This window comes from Metabacillus indicus, assembly GCF_046603695.1.
Taxonomy (GTDB): domain Bacteria; phylum Bacillota; class Bacilli; order Bacillales; family Bacillaceae; genus Bacillus_P; species Bacillus_P indicus.
Genome location: NZ_CP176757.1, coordinates 3,283,207 through 3,302,238, shown reverse-complemented (window position 1 = coordinate 3,302,238; position 19,032 = coordinate 3,283,207). Strand labels below are relative to the sequence as shown.

Annotated in this window: 11 protein-coding genes; all 11 read left to right on the top strand. The window is 45.4% G+C overall.

Annotated features, from left to right (window positions below):
* Positions 1-17 precede the first annotated feature (17 nt).
* A complete protein-coding gene (locus ACK1LH_RS16950; RefSeq protein WP_411333687.1) occupies positions 18-2,408 on the top strand; it encodes an immune inhibitor A domain-containing protein in 2,391 nt (796 codons plus the stop codon).
* Between the two features lie 181 nt (positions 2,409-2,589).
* Entirely contained in the window at positions 2,590-3,951 is a 1,362-nt protein-coding gene (locus ACK1LH_RS16945; RefSeq protein WP_411333686.1) for a GDSL-type esterase/lipase family protein, read from the top strand.
* A 197-nt stretch (positions 3,952-4,148) separates the two neighbouring features.
* On the top strand, positions 4,149-5,951 hold the full coding sequence (locus ACK1LH_RS16940; RefSeq protein ID WP_411333685.1) for a sensor histidine kinase: 1,803 nt from the start codon (positions 4,149-4,151) through the stop codon (positions 5,949-5,951).
* Positions 5,923-7,518, top strand: a complete 1,596-nt coding sequence (locus tag ACK1LH_RS16935) for a response regulator (RefSeq protein WP_411333684.1) — start codon at positions 5,923-5,925, stop codon at positions 7,516-7,518. The genes ACK1LH_RS16940 and ACK1LH_RS16935 overlap by 29 nt, the downstream gene beginning before the upstream one ends.
* Positions 7,515-8,855: an ABC transporter substrate-binding protein gene (locus ACK1LH_RS16930; protein WP_411333682.1), complete on the top strand. Its 1,341-nt coding sequence runs from the start codon at positions 7,515-7,517 to the stop codon at positions 8,853-8,855. The genes ACK1LH_RS16935 and ACK1LH_RS16930 overlap by 4 nt, the downstream gene beginning before the upstream one ends.
* 294 nt (positions 8,856-9,149) lie before the next feature.
* The gene (locus ACK1LH_RS16925) at positions 9,150-10,115 is read left to right on the top strand and encodes an ABC transporter permease (RefSeq protein WP_203288581.1); all 966 of its coding nucleotides are present in this window, start codon (positions 9,150-9,152) and stop codon (positions 10,113-10,115) included.
* An 18-nt stretch (positions 10,116-10,133) separates the two neighbouring features.
* Entirely contained in the window at positions 10,134-11,012 is an 879-nt protein-coding gene (locus ACK1LH_RS16920) for a carbohydrate ABC transporter permease (protein WP_029566123.1), read from the top strand.
* Positions 11,013-11,033: 21 nt separating this feature from the next.
* Positions 11,034-12,638, top strand: coding sequence for an ABC transporter substrate-binding protein (locus tag ACK1LH_RS16915; protein ID WP_411333681.1), 1,605 nt, complete (start codon positions 11,034-11,036; stop codon positions 12,636-12,638).
* A gap of 63 nt (positions 12,639-12,701) precedes the next feature.
* Positions 12,702-14,165 carry a glycoside hydrolase family 32 protein gene (locus ACK1LH_RS16910; protein ID WP_203288577.1) on the top strand — a complete coding sequence of 488 codons (1,464 nt, stop codon included), beginning with the start codon at positions 12,702-12,704 and terminating at the stop codon, positions 14,163-14,165.
* Positions 14,165-15,148, top strand: coding sequence for a carbohydrate kinase family protein (locus ACK1LH_RS16905; protein WP_411335115.1), 984 nt, complete (start codon positions 14,165-14,167; stop codon positions 15,146-15,148). Before ACK1LH_RS16910 ends, ACK1LH_RS16905 begins: the two co-directional genes overlap by 1 nt.
* A gap of 66 nt (positions 15,149-15,214) precedes the next feature.
* Positions 15,215-18,892, top strand: coding sequence for a GH32 C-terminal domain-containing protein (locus ACK1LH_RS16900; protein ID WP_411333680.1), 3,678 nt, complete (start codon positions 15,215-15,217; stop codon positions 18,890-18,892).
* The last annotated feature ends 140 nt before the right edge of the window (positions 18,893-19,032 follow it).

The window sequence follows — 19,032 nt, the reverse complement described above, 5'->3', positions numbered from 1 at the left end:
TTGGGAGGGGACCGCACTTGAATAACTGGAGCAAGAAACTTGGAACGTCGATTCTGGCTGCAAGCTTGACGGCAGGCCTGTTTGCACCGGCAGCTTTCGCCAAGCAGCCCGTGCAGGAAAACACACAAACGGCTTTGTCTGCGCCGATTGATATGAATATTATTAATGAAGAGCGTCTGGCTGACGCTTTGAAGAAACAGGGAATCATCCCGAAAAAGGCAAGCGACAAAGAGACTGCCGCAGCTGTGAAAAACTATATTGAAAAAAAGCAAGGTGAAAAGCCTGCTGCTGATCTGCATACAGAAGAAGACGGTCATGGAGAATATGACCTGGATGAAAAATCAAAAGATTTTTTAACGAAACAAAAAAAGCAGCTGACAAAGCAGCTTGCTAAAGGTCATGAAAAGCTGAAAAAAGGCAAAAAAGACGGCTTTGTTAATGTGAAACCTGCAAAACAAGCAGGTTATAACGGTGCAGTCAGAGAAGATAAAGTCTTGATTTTGCTTGTTGAATTTGAAGATTTTAAGCACAACAATATCATTAAAGAAGAAGGCTACATGTATTCAAATGATTTCAGCAAGGAGCATTATGAAAACATGCTGTTTGGGGACAAGCCGTTTCAGCTTCTGGACGGAAAGAAAGTTCCTACCTTTAAGCAATTCTATGAAGAGCAATCCGGCGGCAGCTACACAGTAGACGGTACGGTTTCTGAGTGGCTGACGGTTCCGGGAAAAGCTGCTGACTACGGAGATGATAATCCGGCAGGGGGACACGATAACCTTGCCCCGCTTGGACCTCGTGATCTTGTAAAAGAATCTCTAAAAGCTGCAGCCTCATCAGGCATGAATCTCGCAGACTATGATGAATTTGATTTGTATGACCTTGACGGTGACGGCAATCAAAATGAGCCGGACGGTCTTGTCGACCACTTGATGATTGTCCATGCGGGAACAGGACAGGAAGCAGGCGGCGGAAAGCTTGAGAGCAACGCAATCTGGTCACACCGCTGGACATTAGACGGTGTATTCCCTGTACCTGGCACCGAGGCTGATGTGGATTACTGGGGCGGAAATATGGCTGCATTTGATTACACAATCCAGCCTGAAGACGGGGCAGTCGGCGTTTTTGCCCATGAATTCGGACACGATTTAGGCCTTCCAGATGAGTATGATACGCAGTATTCAGGCCAGGGTGAACCGGTTGCTTCATGGTCTATCATGAGCGGCGGAAGCTGGAACGGAGAGATTGCCGGAACAGAACCGACAAGTTTTTCTCCCCAGAATAAAGAATTCTTCCAGACGATGATGGGCGGAAACTGGGCCAACATTCACGAAATTAATTACAAGGACGTAACGGCTGAAGGAACGGCATCATTCATCGACCAAAGTGTAACGAAGTCAAACAATCCTGGTATTGTGAAAATAAACCTTCCTGAAAAAGAAGTGAAAAGTACAATTCAGCCGCAGTTTGGCGAAAAGTACTATCACAGTACGAAAGGTGATAACGTACACACAGTAATGGAAACACCCCAATTTGATCTTACAGGCAAAACAAGTGCAGCATTCACTTTCAAAGCAAACTATGAAATTGAATATGGCTGTGCATGTGATGCTTTAACTGTAAAAGCAGAAACAGCTGACGGAAGCAAAGTTCTTGAAATCCTCGGCGGAGATGTAACAGACGGAGACGCTACTAAAGGAACAACTGCCGGCAAATGGATCGACAAGTCATACGACTTGAGCGAATTCGCAGGCAAAAAAGTGAAGCTTGTCTTTGATTACTCGACAGACGGAGGACTTGCGCCTGAAGGTTTTGCCCTTGACAACGCGGTCTTGACGGCTGATGGCGAACAGCTTTTCAGCGATGATGCAGAAGGAGCAGCGAAGTTTACATTAAACGGTTTCCAGGCATTTGACGGGACGTACCTTGCTAAACATCACTACTATCTTGAGTGGAGAAACTATGCAGGTTCTGATAAAGCTCTTGCGTTCTCACGCGGACCAAAATACAACACAGGCATGGTCGTATGGTATGCAGATGACAGCTTCACAGACAACTGGGTCGGCGAACATCCAGGTGAAGGCTTCCTTGGAGTGGTAGATTCTCATCCGCTTCCTCTGTACGGCCAGCTTGACGGCAAACTGACAACTACTCAATCAACACGCTACCAGATTGCAGATGCAGCATTCTCGTATGACAAGTCACCTTCATGGTATGTAGACAGCCCGACACGCGGCGAATACAGCTACAACGGACTGAAGGGAGTAACATTCTTTGATGATTCAAGATCCTACATCAATGATGTCATTCCGGATGCAGGGCGCAAAGTTCCAAACTACGGCCTGAAATTCCAGGTAGTAGGAGAAGCGAAAGACAACTCCGCCGGTGCGGTTTGGATTCGCAAATAAAACATTGAAGGGCAGCGTTCTTTGGGCGCTGCTTTTCTGTTTGTATAAAATTTTTTTTATGGGAAAAAAGAATGGAAGAAATTGAATGCAGTATGCGCAATTAGTATTGAATATTCTGAAATCTAACTCTATAATGAAAGAGGCTTTGCAAAATATGTGAATATGGGGGGATAAAGAAAGAATGAAAAAAGGATCATTGCTTTTTGTTTTCATCTTGTTGCTGAGCAGTTTTGCAGCATCTATCGGCTTTGCGCAGGAAAGCGGGAAGGACAAGCTATTTGTCGCAGCTTTAGGAGATTCAATCACCTTTGGCTACAACCTTCAGGAAGATAAAACAAAGCCTTCAAGCCAGGCATTTCCTTACTTGATTAACGAAGGCAATGCAGAAGTCGCCAATATCAGCTTTCCGGGCTGGACATCATCACAGCTTCTTGGAGCACTCTCTAACCAGGAAACCTTACTCGCTCTGCAGCAGGCTGATGTCATTACATTGAATATTGGAAGCAACGATTACCTTCAGGCAATAGGCCTGCAGGAATTGATCGAAAACCAAACTCCTATCGAATTCACACCAGAACTTCAGCAGAAGATTGCTGCAGCATCTGCACAGCTATCTCAGAACCTTCAAAACATCCTGCAAACAATCAGACAGAACAATCAAACCGCACCTGTCGTTTTTTACAACATGTACAATCCCTTTGGAGCAAGTGAAGATCCCTTTTTACTTTCGCTGCATCAAGCAGGGGAGCAAATTACTCTAACTGTTAATCAGCAAGTATTAAATCCGATCGCAGCAGCATCAGGGTCATTGCTTGTGGATACATACAGCGCTTTTTCCGGTAATCAAGCTGCCTATATCATTCCGGGTGACATCCACCCTAATGCAGCAGGACATCAGGTTCTTGGAGCACTTGCTGATCAAGCCCTGGCATCATTGGTTCCTGCAGCTCCAACTGTAGAAATAGTTTTCTCGACAACAGAAAAAACAGAGGGCACTGTCACGGTAACAGTATCGGCAGACCAGGACGTACTAGAGATGAAGTGGCTTCCAGGCGAGCAGACAGCTGATAAATTTTCAGCAGCAGGAAATGCAATAAAAGGAAACACGTTCGATGTAACTGAAAACGGCACTTATACAGTGTATGTTAAAACGCATGAGCAGCTTGAAGCTGTCAAAACGTTTAAGATCGAAAACATCGTTTCTAAAGAAGAAGAGGAGCCGCCGGCAGAAGAAGAACCGCCAGTGGAAGAGCCTCCGGCTGAGGAACCTCCGGCACAAGAAGAACCGCCTAAAGAAGAAGAGCCGGCTGAGGAGCAACCTGTGACAGAACAACCTCAGGAAGAAACACCTGTTAACGAAACGGAAAAGGATGAAAAAACTCCGGTAAAAGAAGAAAGCGCGACTCCGGTTGTTACTGTTAAGAAAAATGAACTGCCTGATACAGCTACCGCTGCTTACAATTATACGGCTGCAGGTGCAGTCATGATCATGGTTGGAGCAGGAACGATGCTGATTCGCAGGAGAAGAGCTCGGGTAAATTGACTCCTATACCTGTTTAAATAGCAGAATACCTCATGTGAAAGCCCTTCTCTTTGTGAGGAGGGCTTTTTCCCTTTGCACGGCATGGGCGAACTCTAATGGGTAAAAAGTCCTTCCTCTACAATATTCCCCCGGAAAAGGAAGGTTTGTATTATACTGTAAAACAAACAGAAATTTTCGAAAAAATATCGGGGGTCTCCATGTTTTATTCACTTAGAAACCGGCTGTTTATCATTTTTACGATTCTTCTGACCGTTCCGTTTCTTGTTTTGTCCCTTCTTATCCCGGCATGGTTCTCTTCTGTTATTGAAGATCAGACAAAGGATTCAACTGTTGAAATGATGGAGCAGTTCTCAATCTATATTAACTCCGTCACCTCACAGGCAGAAGATTTGGGGAAACAAGTACTTGTTAATCAGGCAACTCAGGACTGGCTGCATGCAGAAAGTGATTCTGCTGTTTCGTCCGATGAGAGGATGCTGATCAAAAACCAGCTGAAAATGCAGCTTTCTTCGATGATGATCAATAATTCAAATGGCATGGACATTTCCGTTTTTCTAAACGATGGAACAGGGACATGGGGAGATAACCCCAACCTTTCTGAAACGCATTGGTACAAGGCGTTTTCAAAAGATGAAAAGCGCTGGATAAGTCATCACCAGGACCCGTACCAGCTTCATCAGGCAATGAGAGAAATGGAGGTTAACAGCTATTTAATTCCTCTTTTTGATATGCAGATGCTTGATTTATCGGGAATCATTAAAGTCAGTTTTCCAGCTTCGCTTCTTGAAACTGCGCTTGGGAAAATTAAACTGGGGGATAACGGACGCGTTTATCTTCTGGATGAAGACGGAAAGAATGTGCTGTCCGGCAAGGTGGAAACCCCTGCTTCTGTCTTAAAGGACAGTCTTTTAAACATTGAACGGATGAATCAGTCAAATGGGCTGATTGAAACGGCATACAAGGGTAGGGATTATCTTGTTTTTTATCAAAAATTAAAGGTAGGCAATTGGACGCTTTTCAGTGAAATTACAACATCTGAGCTTTTCGCTGAAATTGACAGGCTGCAGAAAAAATTATTCTTTTTCAGCGGAGTGATTTTTCTGCTGACAATCCTCGCTTCGTATGTCCTTTCTTCCAATATTGTCCGTCCTCTCGGTAAGCTTACCAATGCCATGAAATTTGTAGAAAATGGAGATCTTGAAGGAGCCAGGTCGTTTATGCCGACCATTAAATCCTATAATCATGAGGTCGGATACGCCATTAAGATGTTTGATCATACCGTGGAAAAGCTGAATGAACTCATCAAAACAGAATATGAGGCAAATCTCCGAAGAAAGGATGCTGAGTATAAAGCTCTGCTTCTGCAGATTAATCCGCATTTTTTAAACAATACGCTAGAAGTCATCGGAAGTCTTGCCCTGCAGAATAAACAGAAGGAAGTCCTGGATGTAAGCATCTTTCTTGGAAGAATGATGAGATATTCATTAAATACAAAAACGGATATTGTCAGATTAGGAGAAGAGCTAGCCTATATCCGTGACTTCATCGAAATTGTAAAGCTCAGATATGATGGGGCAGTCAGCTTTATCATAGAAGAAGATCCGGCAGCAGCATCCTTTCCCATCTGCAAATTTATCATTCAGCCGCTTGTAGAAAATGCGGTTAAGTATAGTTTAATACAAAAAACAGAGGCGGAAATTCTGATTAGGACCGAATGGAAAGATAATGAGTTAACTATATTGATAGAGGACGATGGCATAGGCATGTCAAAGGAGATTTCATCAAAGCTCTTAGCCGAAGAGAAAGAATCCGAAACCGTTTTGGACAGTGGAGGAAGCAGCATTGGGCTGAGAAATGTCATTGGAAGGCTGAAGCTGTTCTGCGGGAGCCGGTTTTCAATCAGCATTCAGTCAGAAGAAGGAGCAGGGACAAGCATTGCATTATGTATAAAGGGAAATGAGGGGGATATACATGATGAAGGTTATATTGGCGGACGATGAAATTCAAGTGCGCAGAGGGTTGAAAATGAAAGCAAACTGGGAAGAAGAAGGATTCATGATTGCCGGAGAAGCATCAAATGGAAAGGAAGCACTTCAGCTTGTGAAAGAGTTGAAGGCAGATGTCGTCATTACGGACGTCCGGATGCCTGTGATGGACGGAATTGAATTCGCTGGAAGATGCCACCGTGAGTTTCCCGGTGTAAAAGTGATTGTGTTATCGGGATATTCCGATTTTGACTATGTCAGGTCGTCCCTAATTGAAGGAGTAAAGGATTATTTGCTCAAGCCTGTTGCTCCAGACGAGCTTGCAGGAGCTTTAAGAAGGGTGAAGGAAGAAATAGCTGCTGAAAAAAAGAAGCAGCTTGAAGCAGATAAAATGACAAGGCTTGTTCACACACAGCTGGAAGAAATGAAGGAACAATACATCCTTCAGCTAGTAAAACAGGACTGGACTGAGTCAGCTGCCGAAAGACTGCATCATTTTGAGATGGATTTTCTCGCCAATAAAGAAAATTTCGTTCAATTTTTCACCGTGGAACTCAGGTCAGCCAGATATTCAGTAAAGGAGCTATGGCTTCCTTTCAGAATGCTCTGCAAAGAAATAGCCGGAACGTATGAAGGGGCGTGCGCTTTTTATGATGCCGGGTATGCAAGCATGATCCATTTTCTTCAGTGTTCATCAGACAGGAACGCTTTTGAAACATCCAGCATGATCAAAAAAGTTCAAACGTATGCAAAAAAATATCTTGAAGCTGAAACCGTCATCGGAATAGGCAAGCAGGTATCAGCATCAGAGTTAAAAACAGGCTACATTTCTGCCCTGCTTGCCTGGAGCCAGAGTGATCCGGAGGAAAAATCACAAGTGATTGACGGAACACTTCATAAAGAGTTTTACGAGTTCTCGCCTGATCTTGAGAAAAAAGCAGTCAATCTGATTGAAAATGGCCGAATGCGTGAGTGCAGCATGATGATCGCCGATCTTTTAAATGAAGCAAAGACCAAGTCAATGCTGTCCTTTTCATTTGCAGCCGGCAGGTTCCTTTTGCTGCTTGAATCGCTTGCTGTGAAATATGATTTGGACAGGGAACAGATGAACCAGACGATGTGGACATGCCAGCAGAGTATCGGAGAATTGACCTCCCATGAAAAAGTCATTGAGCAGCTATCAGATTTTGCTCACAGTATTATTCAGAGGGTAAACACGGTCCGCTCTTCGCCAAACGGCTTATCCGTTGTGGAAAACGTGCGCCGATACATCGACCAGAATTTTGCAAATGAAATTTCATTGGGCACGCTTGCTGATCAATTTCATATCAACAGTGCTTATTTGTCCGAACTGTTTAAGCTTCATGTCGGACATACGTTCAGTGATTATCTGGCGGAGGTACGGATGAAGCATGCATGCGGATTGTTAAAAGACAGACAGCTGAAAGTGATTGATATTGCATACTTAACAGGCTACTCTAATTCCAGTTACTTCAGTACCGTCTTTAAGAAACACATCGGACAGACACCGGCTGAATACAGGAAAAATGCTTTCAACATGGCAGGAGGAGAAAGTAGATGAAAAAAGGTGCAGTTGTCATTATCCCCGTCCTTCTGCTGTTGCTTGCAGGCGGGTATTATGCCTTTTCATCCTTCAACCTGTTTCCAAATGATGAAAGGAACGATCAGGGATCGTCATCGGGGAAACCCGCAGCAATTGAACTGACATTCTGGCGGAATTATGGAACAAAGCTTGAAAATGAAGCTTATAAAGAGCTGATTTCAGCTTTTGAATCAGCTCATCCAGACATAAAGATTACCATGAACGCTATTCCGTATGGAGATTATGAATTAAGGCTGAGGACGGAAATTGCCGCAGGAAGTCCTCCTGACATTATGTCGATTGACAGTCCGAATCTTGGGCTTTATGCAAATTCGGGTGCGCTGCTTTCCATTGATAAAGAAATGAAAGCAGAAGGGCAGATTGCGGATATCCCCAATTCAACACTTGAGGGAATGAAATTTAAAGATGCAATCTATCTGTCTCCTATCGCGGAATCCGGTGTGGCCTTATTTTATAACATTCACCTCTTTAAAAAAGCGGGACTGATGCTTCCATCACAGGATCCTGCTGACCCAATGTCATGGGACGAAGCAGTCGAGCTTGCGAAGGAAATCAATGATCCCTCAAAAGGGGTTTATGGAATAGATCCTGCACAGGGATTCAGCAGCGGAGAATCCCCAGCCTACTTTAAAACACCGCTGCTGTGGCAATTTGGCGCTGATGTTCTCAGTCCGGACGGGAAAACGGCATCCGGATATCTGAATTCAGACAACGCAATTAAAGCCCTGCAATTCTATCAGGATCTCTATCACCGCCATGGTGTCGCTTCTGTTGAAATGCCTCCCGATCCGTTTGTAACAGGCCATCTTGGCATGTCGGTCATGGGGTCATGGATGCTTGAAGAAATTGAACGGAATTTTCCTGATTTTAAGCTTGGAGAGGATTTTGGAGTGGCCCCATTGCCGAAAGGGACGCACCAGGTGACGCCAAACGGAGGCTGGGCTCTTGGAATATCATCAAATTCAGAGCATCCGGAAGAAGCCTGGGAATTTATTCAATACATGACGGGCTTTGAAGGTTCCAAAAAATATGTGGAAATAACGGGTGACATGCCTGCCCGATTTTCAGTATCCAAGTCATTTCCGGAACTCTCATCTTATCCGAAAAATATATTTGTTCATCAGGCTTTAAACTACTCAAAAAACCGTCCTGTTTCACCGGCTTATCCAGTCATAAGCGATTCTTTGAAAGAATTATTCGAAGACATCGGCATAGGAAGAAAGGACGTAAAAGAATCCGCCGATAAAGCTGTCGCTAAAATAAACGGAAGTCTCGATGATATAGATAAGAAATAATGAGGAGATATGCTGGTTGTGGAGAGCTGAAACATTTGTTAGCATTCTCCAGCCCAAATAAAACTTCAAAATGCAGAGCCGATTCCGCTGAGGATCGGCTTCTTTTATTTTTTGAACACGATTGTGCGTATCCTCTTCTCTGTTGAACCAAAAATATTAAACTTCTTCTTCCAAAGATATCAAACTTTTTTGAATGGGGCATTTGATAAAGTGAATGTACAGAGACAACAGGTAAAGATCTCTGAAACATAATGAAAGCGCTTATATGTGTTTTCTGTAAAGGGGGGGAGCTGTATGCAGGAGGCAGTGAAGGCAAAAGATGAGAGTGTTATCATCGTAAAGCCGGAGGCAAAACCCAAATACAAATGGGAGTATGTGAAAAAGAATTACTTTCTGTATTTGCTGATTGCGCCTGCTGTTATTCTCACAATTGTATTTAAGTATGTTCCGATGTACGGAGCAATCATTGCCTTTAAAGATTTCAGCACGATAAAGGGAATCTGGGGAAGCGAATGGGTTGGGCTTAAGCATTTTCAGGAGTTTTTGACCTCGCCAAATTTTGAAACCATCTTCATGAGCACGCTTAAGCTCAGCCTGTACGGGCTTTTGCTTGGATTTCCGATTCCGATTGTCCTTGCTCTGATGCTGAATCAGGTCAGAAGAGCAGCTATTAAGAAAAATATTCAGCTGTTCTTATATGCGCCAAATTTTATTTCGGTCGTTGTCATTGTAGGGATGCTGTTTATCTTTTTAGCTCCGACAGGCCCGGTGAATCACTTCATTACATTTCTTACAGGGAAGCCGGTCATGTTTATGTCCGATCCGGAATACTTCAGATCGATTTATATTCTTTCAGGCATTTGGCAGGCTGCGGGCTGGTCGTCCATTGTCTATGTGGCGGCACTTGCGAATGTGGACCCGGAACTGCATCAGGCCGCAACAATTGACGGGGCCAATATTCTTCAGCGGATGATTCATATTGACTTGCCCGCTTTAAAACCGCTTATGGCTATTATCTTTATTTTAGGTGCAGGGGGCATCATGGCAATCGGCTTTGAAAAAGCATTTCTAATGCAGACAGCCATGAACCTTCCAACGTCGGAAATCCTTCCGACCTACGTTTACAAAATCGGACTTCAGGCTGGCGATTACGCCTATTCCACTGCAGTCGGCCTGTTTAACTCCGTCATCAACGTCATTTTGCTTGTAGTTGTGAACTTTGTGGTCAAAAAACTGAATGAGGGAGAAGGACTCTATTAATCCGAGAGGAGGATTTTCATGATTAAACATACGCGCGTTGACCGGATCATCCTGTCTCTGAATGCCGTTTTTCTCTGCCTGGCAGTGCTTGTTGTTCTTGTGCCGCTGGTTTATGTTGTTATCGCTTCCTTCATGGATCCGACGGTTCTTTTAAATCAGGGACTTTCCTTTAACGTCTCTGACTGGAGTCTTGAAGGCTACAAACGGATTCTGTCGGATGATTCTATGGTGCGGGGATTTGTGAATGCGATGCTTTACTCCGCGGGGTTTGCCATAATAACTGTCGTCGTTTCCATATTTGCTGCGTTTCCTCTTGCGACAAGAGGGTTTGTCGGGAAGAACGCGTTTATGACGTTTTTCCTGATTACGATGTTTTTCAGCGGCGGTTTGATTCCGACCTATCTGGTTGTGAAGGAACTCGGCATGCTGAATACAGTCTGGGCGATTTTGCTGCCTTCCGCTGTGAATGTGTGGAACATCATCCTTGCAAGAACGTACTTTAAGGGAATTCCCCACGAACTGCACGAAGCGGCAAAAGTGGACGGGGCGTCAGATCTGCTGATTTTCTTCAAAATTGTCATACCGCTTTCAAAACCGATCATCTTTGTTCTTGCTCTTTATGCTTTTGTGGGACAGTGGAACTCATACTTTGACGCAATGATCTACCTGGAAGATCCGAACATGCATCCTTTGCAGCTTGTTTTAAGGTCTATTTTAATTCAGAACCAGGCTGAACCCGGCATGATAAGCGATCAGCTGGCAATGGCCGAGCTTGCCAAGGTTTCTGAGATGATCAAATATTCAGCGATTGTCATTTCAAGCCTTCCGCTGATTATTATGTATCCGTTCTTCCAGAAGTATTTTGAAAAAGGGGTTATGGTTGGTTCGTTAAAATAACAAACACAGGGGGAAATGGTCATGAAACACGTTAAAAAAGCTGCAGGGGCAGCGGCAATTGCCGCTCTATTATTATCCGGGTGCACAAGCAAAAATGTCGCATCCTCTGAGGACTATGAATTAAAGGATATTTCTTTCCCGCTGAAGGAAGAGGTGACGCTGAAGTTTATCACGCAAAGCTCTCCGCTTGCGCCGAAGGATCCAAACGAAAAACTGATTTATAAGCGTCTGGAAGAAAAAACGGGTGTTCAGATTCAGTGGAAGAACTATACGAACGATGTTTTTGCAGAAAAAAGAAACCTTGCCATGGCAAGCGGTGATTTGCCGGATGCAATCATGGATGCGGGCTACGGCGATTATGACCTGCTGAAGCTCGCCAAGGACGGGGCCATTATTCCTGTTGAAGAGTTAATTGAAAAGCATATGCCGAATCTGAAGAAAGTGCTTGATTCATCACCTGAATACAAAGCGATGATGACCGCTCCTGACGGCCACATTTATGCATTTCCTTGGATTGAAGAGCTTGGCACCGGGAAAGAAAACATTCACTCAGTCGATGATTTCCCGTGGATCAATAAAGAATGGCTGAACAAGCTTGGACTGGAGATGCCGAAGACGACAGAAGAGCTGAAACAGGTATTGATTGCCTTTAAAACGCAGGATCCAAACGGCAACGGCAAAGCGGATGAAATTCCTATGTCCTTTATCATCAATCACGGCGGGGAGGATCCGGCCTTCTTGTTCGGGGCATTCGGGCTTGGAGACAACTGGGATCACACGGTTGTAAGCAACGAAGGTAAAGTGATACTGACAGCTGCAGAAGAAGGATATAAAGAGGCCATTATGTACTTCAGCGACCTCTATAAAGACGGGCTGATTGATGTTGAAGCGTTTGAACATGACTGGAATACGTATCTCGCGAAAGGAAAAGATGAGCGGTACGGTATGTATTTTACATGGGATAAAGCAAATATCACAGGCATGAACGAGAAATATGATTTAATGCCTCCAGTAGCAGGACCTGATGGAAATGTGAACGTTGCGAGAACAAACGGGATGGGCTTTGACAGAGGAAGAATGGTCATCACAAGCTCAAACAAAAACCTTGAATTGACTGCGAAGTGGGTCGACCAGCTCTACGACCCGCTGCAGTCTGTCCAGAACAACTGGGGAACATACGGGGATGATAAGCAGCAAAACATCTTTGAATATGACGAAGCTGCGAATATGCTGAAGCATCTGCCTCTTGAGGGAGCTGCTCCGGTTGAAGTCCGTCAGAAAACCAGCATTAACGGGCCGCTTGCCATTTTGGATGAATACTATGGCTCTGTGACAACGAAGCCGGATGATGCCGCATGGAGACTGGACTTAATGAAAGAGGTCATGGTCCCACATATGAAAGCTGAAAACACGTATCCGAAGGTTTTCTTCTCGCTTGAAGAGCTTGATAAACTATCATCTATTGAAGCCGATCTGTTTGCTTATATCAATAGAAAACGAGCAGAATGGATGACAAATGGAAAAGCAGAGTCAGAATGGAAGGAATATCTGGCCGAGCTTGACCGTCTGGGACTGCAGGAGTGGCTTGAAATTAAGCAGACAGGCTATGACCGCAACCAGCAATAACCGGACTGCAGGGGCTGCTTAATCATCAGCAGCCTCTTATTCTATGAAAAGGGAGTTTTTTAAGTGAAGACGATTCTATCAGAAAAATACCGCCCGCAGTTTCACTTTTCACCGAAGGAGAAGTGGATGAATGATCCTAACGGAATGGTGTATTTTGAAGGCGAATATCATTTGTTTTATCAGTATCATCCTTACAGCACAGTTTGGGGTCCTATGCACTGGGGGCATGCCGTGAGCAGGGATCTGATTCAATGGGAGCATCTGCCCCTGGCCCTGTATCCTGATGAACACGGAGCTATCTTCTCTGGAAGCGCAGTTGTTGACTGGAAAAACTCAACCGGTTTTTTCGATGATGAACCGGGGCTTGTTGCCGTTTATACGAGCCATGACACCTATCCGGGCACAGACAGAGCCCGTCAGCGGCAATGCCTTGCATTCAGCAGCGATAAAGGGCGGACTTGGACAAAATACAGCGGCAATCCCGTTCTTACGGATGAATCGAAGACCGATTACCGGGATCCGAAGGTGTTCTGGCATATGGATACGCAGCGCTGGATTATGATTCTTGCCACAGGACAAAGTGCGACCATTTATAAGTCGGAAAACTTAATAGACTGGCAGTTTGCGAGTGAATTTGCAGAAGGATCACACGCGGGCTTTTGGGAGTGCCCTGACCTCTTTCCGCTTCCTTCAGGCGAAGGGAAGGAGAAATGGGTCATGCTCGTCAGTCTGGGTGATACAGGTGATTACACAGAGGGGTCGAGAACTCAGTATTTTACCGGTGACTTTGACGGAGAAACCTTTGTGAATGACCGGGAAAAAGATGAGGTGCTGTGGCTTGATCACGGCAGAGACAACTATGCAGGCGTAAGCTTCTCAGACCTTCCTGACCGCCGCATATATATGGGGTGGATGAGCAACTGGCGGTATGCCAATCAAGTGCCGACAGGAGAATGGCGCGGCGCTATGACGTTCCCGAGGGAGCTGTCACTATCAGCAGGTGCAGACGGCCTTCATCTTATCCAGAAACCGGTCCCGGAAATACAGGTCCTTAGAAAAGCGGGAGAAACCTGTCACGATCTTTTTGTGTCCGCAGAAAAACACGCAGTGATTCCATTGAAAGGTTCTTTAATGGAACTGAACCTGGAGGCTGAGTTTGAGGGGGATGCCGGGCTGGAGCTGATGATCCTTCATTCAGAAGCAGACAGAACGATCATCTATTATGACCCGCAGTCTGAAATCCTTTCAGCAGACAGAACGCACTCCGGAGAGTCTGACTTTTCAGCGTCTTTCCCTGCCGTTCAGGAGGCGCCGCTAAAGATGAAGAATCGTTCGATCCGCCTGCAGCTGCTGCTGGATTCATCCTCCATTGAGCTATTCGGCAATGACGGTGAATGCGCCATAACGGGCCTGATTTTTCCTCAGCCGGAGGAAAGTGTGCTGCGCTTGGCGTCGAGGGGCGGAAGGGTACATGTCAAATCACTCGAGCTGCATGAACTCTCTTCCATCTGGAAGCGGAAGGAGTGATGGATGTGGACAGGTCTGTCATTTGCATCGGAGAAGGGCTGATCGATTTTTACTGCACGGAACCGGACATCCATCTTGCAGAAGGAAGGAAGTTTGAAAAGCAGGCAGGAGGAGCACCAGCAAATGTCTGTGCCGCAATTGCCAAGCTTGGCGGCAGGGCTTCCTTTTGCGGCAAAGCCGGGAATGATCCGTTCGGACAGTTTCTGAAGAAAACGCTGGATGATGCAGGCGCAGATACATCCATGCTTGTTTTTGATCCTGATCATAAAACGACGCTTGCCTTTGTATCACTTCAAAAAAATGGTGAACGGGACTTTCTTTTCAATAGAGGCGCAGATGGTTTTTTAACGGAGCGCGATATAAATGAAGAAAAGTGGAATCAGGCGTCAATCCACCATTTTGGTTCGGCGACAGCCCTGCTGGAAGAACCGCTGCGTTCCATGTACTTGGATTTGATGGGAAAAGCAAAGGGCGGGGGGAAATTCATTTCGTTCGATCCAAACTACAGACAAGATTTGTGGAAAGGAAGAGAAACCCTGTTTATCAATCTTGTTCAAGAGGCCTTGAAACTCGCTGACTTTATCAAAATGAGCGGAGAGGAATTGGCGCTGATTTCAGGGGAAGAAAGTATTCAGGCAGGCCTCGATGCACTGCACAAGTCCTGCAGCGGGCTGATTGCCGTTACATTAGGAAGTGCAGGAACCGTAGTTTCGAACCGGAAAGAAAGAGCCGCTGTTTCAAGTATTAAGGTAAAGTCGGTCGATTCCACGGGTGCCGGAGACGCCTTTGTCGGCGCGTTTCTTTATCAGCTTGCAGACAAGGGGAATCCGAGGGAAGCGGCTTCTGACATGGCAGCAGTAAAAAGAATGACGGCCTTCAGCAATCTGGCGGGAGCCGCGGTCTGTACAAAGATTGGAGCCATTACTGCAATGCCTTCAATTGAAACCGTCAAAAGATTATCAGCAGCTAACGGGATTGGATAATTACGTCCCGTTTTTTTAAAAGAAATAATGTAAGCGCTTAATAATTACTGGGAGGGGATGGATAAAATGAAAAAAAGAACACTTCTCAAACTGGCAGCAGCAGCTGCTTTGTTATTTTCTGCTTTTTCCATGCAAGAGTTCAAAGGAAGAGCTACCGAGAGGAATACAGCCATTTTCGGATACTCAGCTTTGTCAGGAAGCTGGACAAAGAATTCAGATGGATCGCTAAGGGGAAGTGCGGCAAAACAGCCGGCTCTCCTTTTATCAGATTCAGAAACGTCCGGTTATCTTGAGTATGAAGCAACAGTGAAGCTTGAGAAAAAAAGTGCAGCATCCCTTGTTCTGCGAGCAAATGAAACAGGGACAGAAGGGTATAAAGTGAGCCTTGATGCAAAAAAAGAAACCGTATCACTTGGAACGCTGAATCAAGGCCGCGCGTTAAGAACTGTTCCGCTAAAACTAAAACATTCAGCAGCTATCAACGTTAAAACAGTGGCAGATGGCCCGTACATAACAGTTTCCGTAAACGGGAGAACCGTTCTGGAGGTTACTGACTACCGCTTTTCAAAGGGCTATGCAGGATTTCAGGCAGAGAACGGAAATATACTTTTCAGCAAAGTGAAGCTGCACGAAATACGGACAAACCTGACGGGCCTCTTAATGAAAAAAGGAAAGTGGCAGGCTGGACCTGACGGGCTGGAAGCATTACCGGGACAGGGAGAGGACCTCTCTTCCGTTTCATCGGTTTCTTCTAAAGATTTCACCTTTGAATCGGATTTGCTGATAAAAGATAAACATGCAGCCGCCTCCCTGCTTATCAGATCAGACAAAACCGGCACAAAAGCCTATCAGGTAAAGGCTGATGCCGAAAAAAATAGGCTGCAGCTTATAGACGTTCAGAAGAAAAAGATTCTTGAGGAAAAACAGGTAACGATTGACCATGAAACGCTTTATCACGTAAAGGTCAAAGCAGAGGGCTCTTCCCTGCAGGTATTTTGGCAAAACGCAGGAAAGCCGGTTATAGATGCTGAAGATGATTCATATTCAAATGGATTTTTGGGCTTTCATGCCGTCGGACATGCCGTCTTTCAAAATAGTCACCTGAGTGATCTTCAGTCCAACCTTGAGGGATGGCAGCCGGTCAATGGAGAATGGGCTCCTCATCTTGAAGGTGTTGGAGGAACGAGCCTGCCAGAAGAAAATGCCTTCCGTATGGCTGAAACAGAAGGGGATGATTTTGTTCTTGAGGCTGATCTGAAACTGGATGCAAAGACGCCCTATGCATCGGCTGGCCTTATTTTCAGAGGAAAAGGGGATGTCAGTGAAGGGTACATGCTGACTCTGGATCCCAATCTGAACCGAATTCGTCTGCTCGATTTGAAAGGAGACCGTACCCTTGGCATAGCGGACAGGGATTTAGAGCCTGGTAAACTCTATCATGTTGAGGTTCATGCAGCGGGAGATCATTTGAAAATTTATTTTGACGGATATGCTGATCCGGCTATTTCCGTAACAGACTCAGCCTATTCAAGCGGAAAATATGGATTAAATGTATACAACGGCACAGCCTTTTTCCAGCATGTATACGGAGAACAGCATGACACGTATTATTCTGAGCTTTACCGACCGCAGTATCACTTTACACAGGCAAGGGGCTATGCAAGCGATCCAAATGGCCTTGTTTACTATGAGGGAGAGTATCATCTTTTTCATCAGGACGGCGGAAAGTGGGCACATGCGGTCAGCACGGACCTTGTTCACTGGAAAAGGCTCCCGATTGCTATTCCCTGGAATGAAATGGGGCACGCCTGGTCAGGGTCGGCAGTAGTTGATAAAACGAATGCCTCCGGATTATTTGATAAGGAAGGTTCCGGACTGATTGCCTTCTATACCTCCTTTAATCCTGAAAAACACAATGGAGATCAGAAGGTCGGCGTTGCCTACAGCCAAGATAAAGGCCGTACGTGGGAATTTTATGACGGAAATCCGATTATCCCGAATATAGGGGAATTCTATGGCGGAGAAGGCTGGGATTTCAGAGATCCGAAAGTTGTATGGGACGGGGAGCATAATCAGTGGGTGATGGTCATTTCCGGAGGAGATCATATCCGTTTCTTTACCTCTCAAAATCTTCTGGACTGGGAGATGATTGAATCATTTGGCTATGGGGACTACGTCAGAGGGGGAGTGTGGGAATGTCCGGATTTCTTTCAGCTGCCGGTAGACGGAGATCCGTCCAAAAAGAAATGGGTGCTGTCCATCAGTACCGGTGCCAATCCGAAAACAGGCGGATCAGATTCGGAATATTTTACGGGGACCTTTGACGGAAATCGTTTTGAGAGCGATAATCCCGCTGGAAAAGTGCTGAAAAACGAGTTCGGCAAGGAAATGTATGCGGCGATGTCGTTTGCGGATATTCCGGAAGAGGACGGGCGCAGAATCTCACTCGGCTGGATGAGCAACTGGGATTATCCCTTCGCTTTTCCGACATCACCGTGGAAAGGGCAAATGTCGATTCCGCGTGAACTGACGCTCAAAACCGTGCCGGGAGAAGGTGTAAGATTGTTCCAGAAACCGGTTGGAGAGCTGGAGCAGTTAAGAGGCGCAGGTTTCTCTTGGAGCGATAAGACTGTAAAGCCTGGAGATGCAAATCTACTGGCGGGCATCAAAGCCACATCGTATGAAATCAAAGCAGAAATAGAACTGCCTGAGAACAGCAAGGCAGAATTCGGATTCGGGCTGAGAGAATCGGGCTCTCAAAAAACGGCTGCAGGCTACAAGGCTTCAGAAGGCATCATGTTCTTTGACCGGTCTCAATCTGGAGACGTCAGCTTCTCTGACAAGTTCTCCACTTATCATGAAACTAGTGCTGAACCTGAGAACAAACGGGTGAAAGTAAACATTTTTGTAGATGAGTCTTCTGTTGAGGTGTTCGTAAACGACGGCGCGGCCGTTTTCTCCAATGTTATCTTTCCGGACGGGGCAAGTGATGGGATGAGTTTTTACACCAAAGGCGGGAGCGTGAAAATTGTTTCCCTTGATGTGTACCCGTTAAAAGGGGTCTGGAAGGAAGGCGATGGTTCTGCCGCAGTCGTCATGGATCATCAAAAAATGACCCTTCCGGTTGGAGGTGTGCATAAGCTTTCTGCATCCGTAACAGGCAAGCATCAAAAACTGAAATGGCATTCAAGTAATCCTGATGCAGCAGAAATTGAAAAAACGGATGATGACAGTGCAGAAATCCGTATGACAGGCCACGGACGAAGCATCATTACTGCATCGGCTGCAAATGGGAAAATTGCCGGCAGAACCATTATCGAGAGCACCGCTTCCTTTAAAATCGCCGAGAGGACAAGCGGGAAATTCCTTGTACCGGAAGGAAAGGGAAATGGATCTAAAACAAGACTTCAGCCGGGCGGGGAACATGTATGGAAAATAGAAAATGCCGCACCGGGGGCTTATAAAGTTCACGCAGGCGACAGCAAGTTTGTGCTGGATGCTTCAGGAGTCACCGCCGGAGATGATGTGCAAATATGGGAGTATTTTGGCTACGGCAACCAGCAATGGAAAATTACAGATCAGTGGGATGGAACCTATCGCTTCAGTGCTGTCAACAGCGGTAAAGTAATGGGCGTTAAGAACAACCGGCCCGAGGATGGAACAATTGCAGAAATCCAGAATGCAGGGGGAGGGGAGTTTCAGGATTGGGAGCTTATTAACTTTGAAGGAAACGGCATAAAGTAAACTTACTAAAGCTTTACTTTAAAAATGCATCGTGCAGAGGAGTCGTGTTTTAACTCTTCTCTGCACGTTTTTTTATTAGACCTTATAAAGCCATAAGCAGATTCATTTGTTAGAAAATTTATTTAACAAGGAAATAATAT

What these genes read in the sequence shown, in the direction of transcription:
- ACK1LH_RS16920 (WP_029566123.1), top strand. Translation starts at nt 10,134, where the DNA reads ATGATTAAACATACGCGCGTTGACCGGATCATCCTGTCTCTGAATGCC.
- ACK1LH_RS16900 (WP_411333680.1), top strand. Translation starts at nt 15,215, where the DNA reads ATGAAAAAAAGAACACTTCTCAAACTGGCAGCAGCAGCTGCTTTGTTA.
- ACK1LH_RS16905 (WP_411335115.1), top strand. Translation starts at nt 14,165, where the DNA reads ATGGATGTGGACAGGTCTGTCATTTGCATCGGAGAAGGGCTGATCGAT.
- ACK1LH_RS16925 (WP_203288581.1), top strand. Translation starts at nt 9,150, where the DNA reads ATGCAGGAGGCAGTGAAGGCAAAAGATGAGAGTGTTATCATCGTAAAG.
- ACK1LH_RS16940 (WP_411333685.1), top strand. Translation starts at nt 4,149, where the DNA reads ATGTTTTATTCACTTAGAAACCGGCTGTTTATCATTTTTACGATTCTT.
- ACK1LH_RS16945 (WP_411333686.1), top strand. Translation starts at nt 2,590, where the DNA reads ATGAAAAAAGGATCATTGCTTTTTGTTTTCATCTTGTTGCTGAGCAGT.
- ACK1LH_RS16935 (WP_411333684.1), top strand. Translation starts at nt 5,923, where the DNA reads ATGATGAAGGTTATATTGGCGGACGATGAAATTCAAGTGCGCAGAGGG.
- ACK1LH_RS16915 (WP_411333681.1), top strand. Translation starts at nt 11,034, where the DNA reads ATGAAACACGTTAAAAAAGCTGCAGGGGCAGCGGCAATTGCCGCTCTA.
- ACK1LH_RS16930 (WP_411333682.1), top strand. Translation starts at nt 7,515, where the DNA reads ATGAAAAAAGGTGCAGTTGTCATTATCCCCGTCCTTCTGCTGTTGCTT.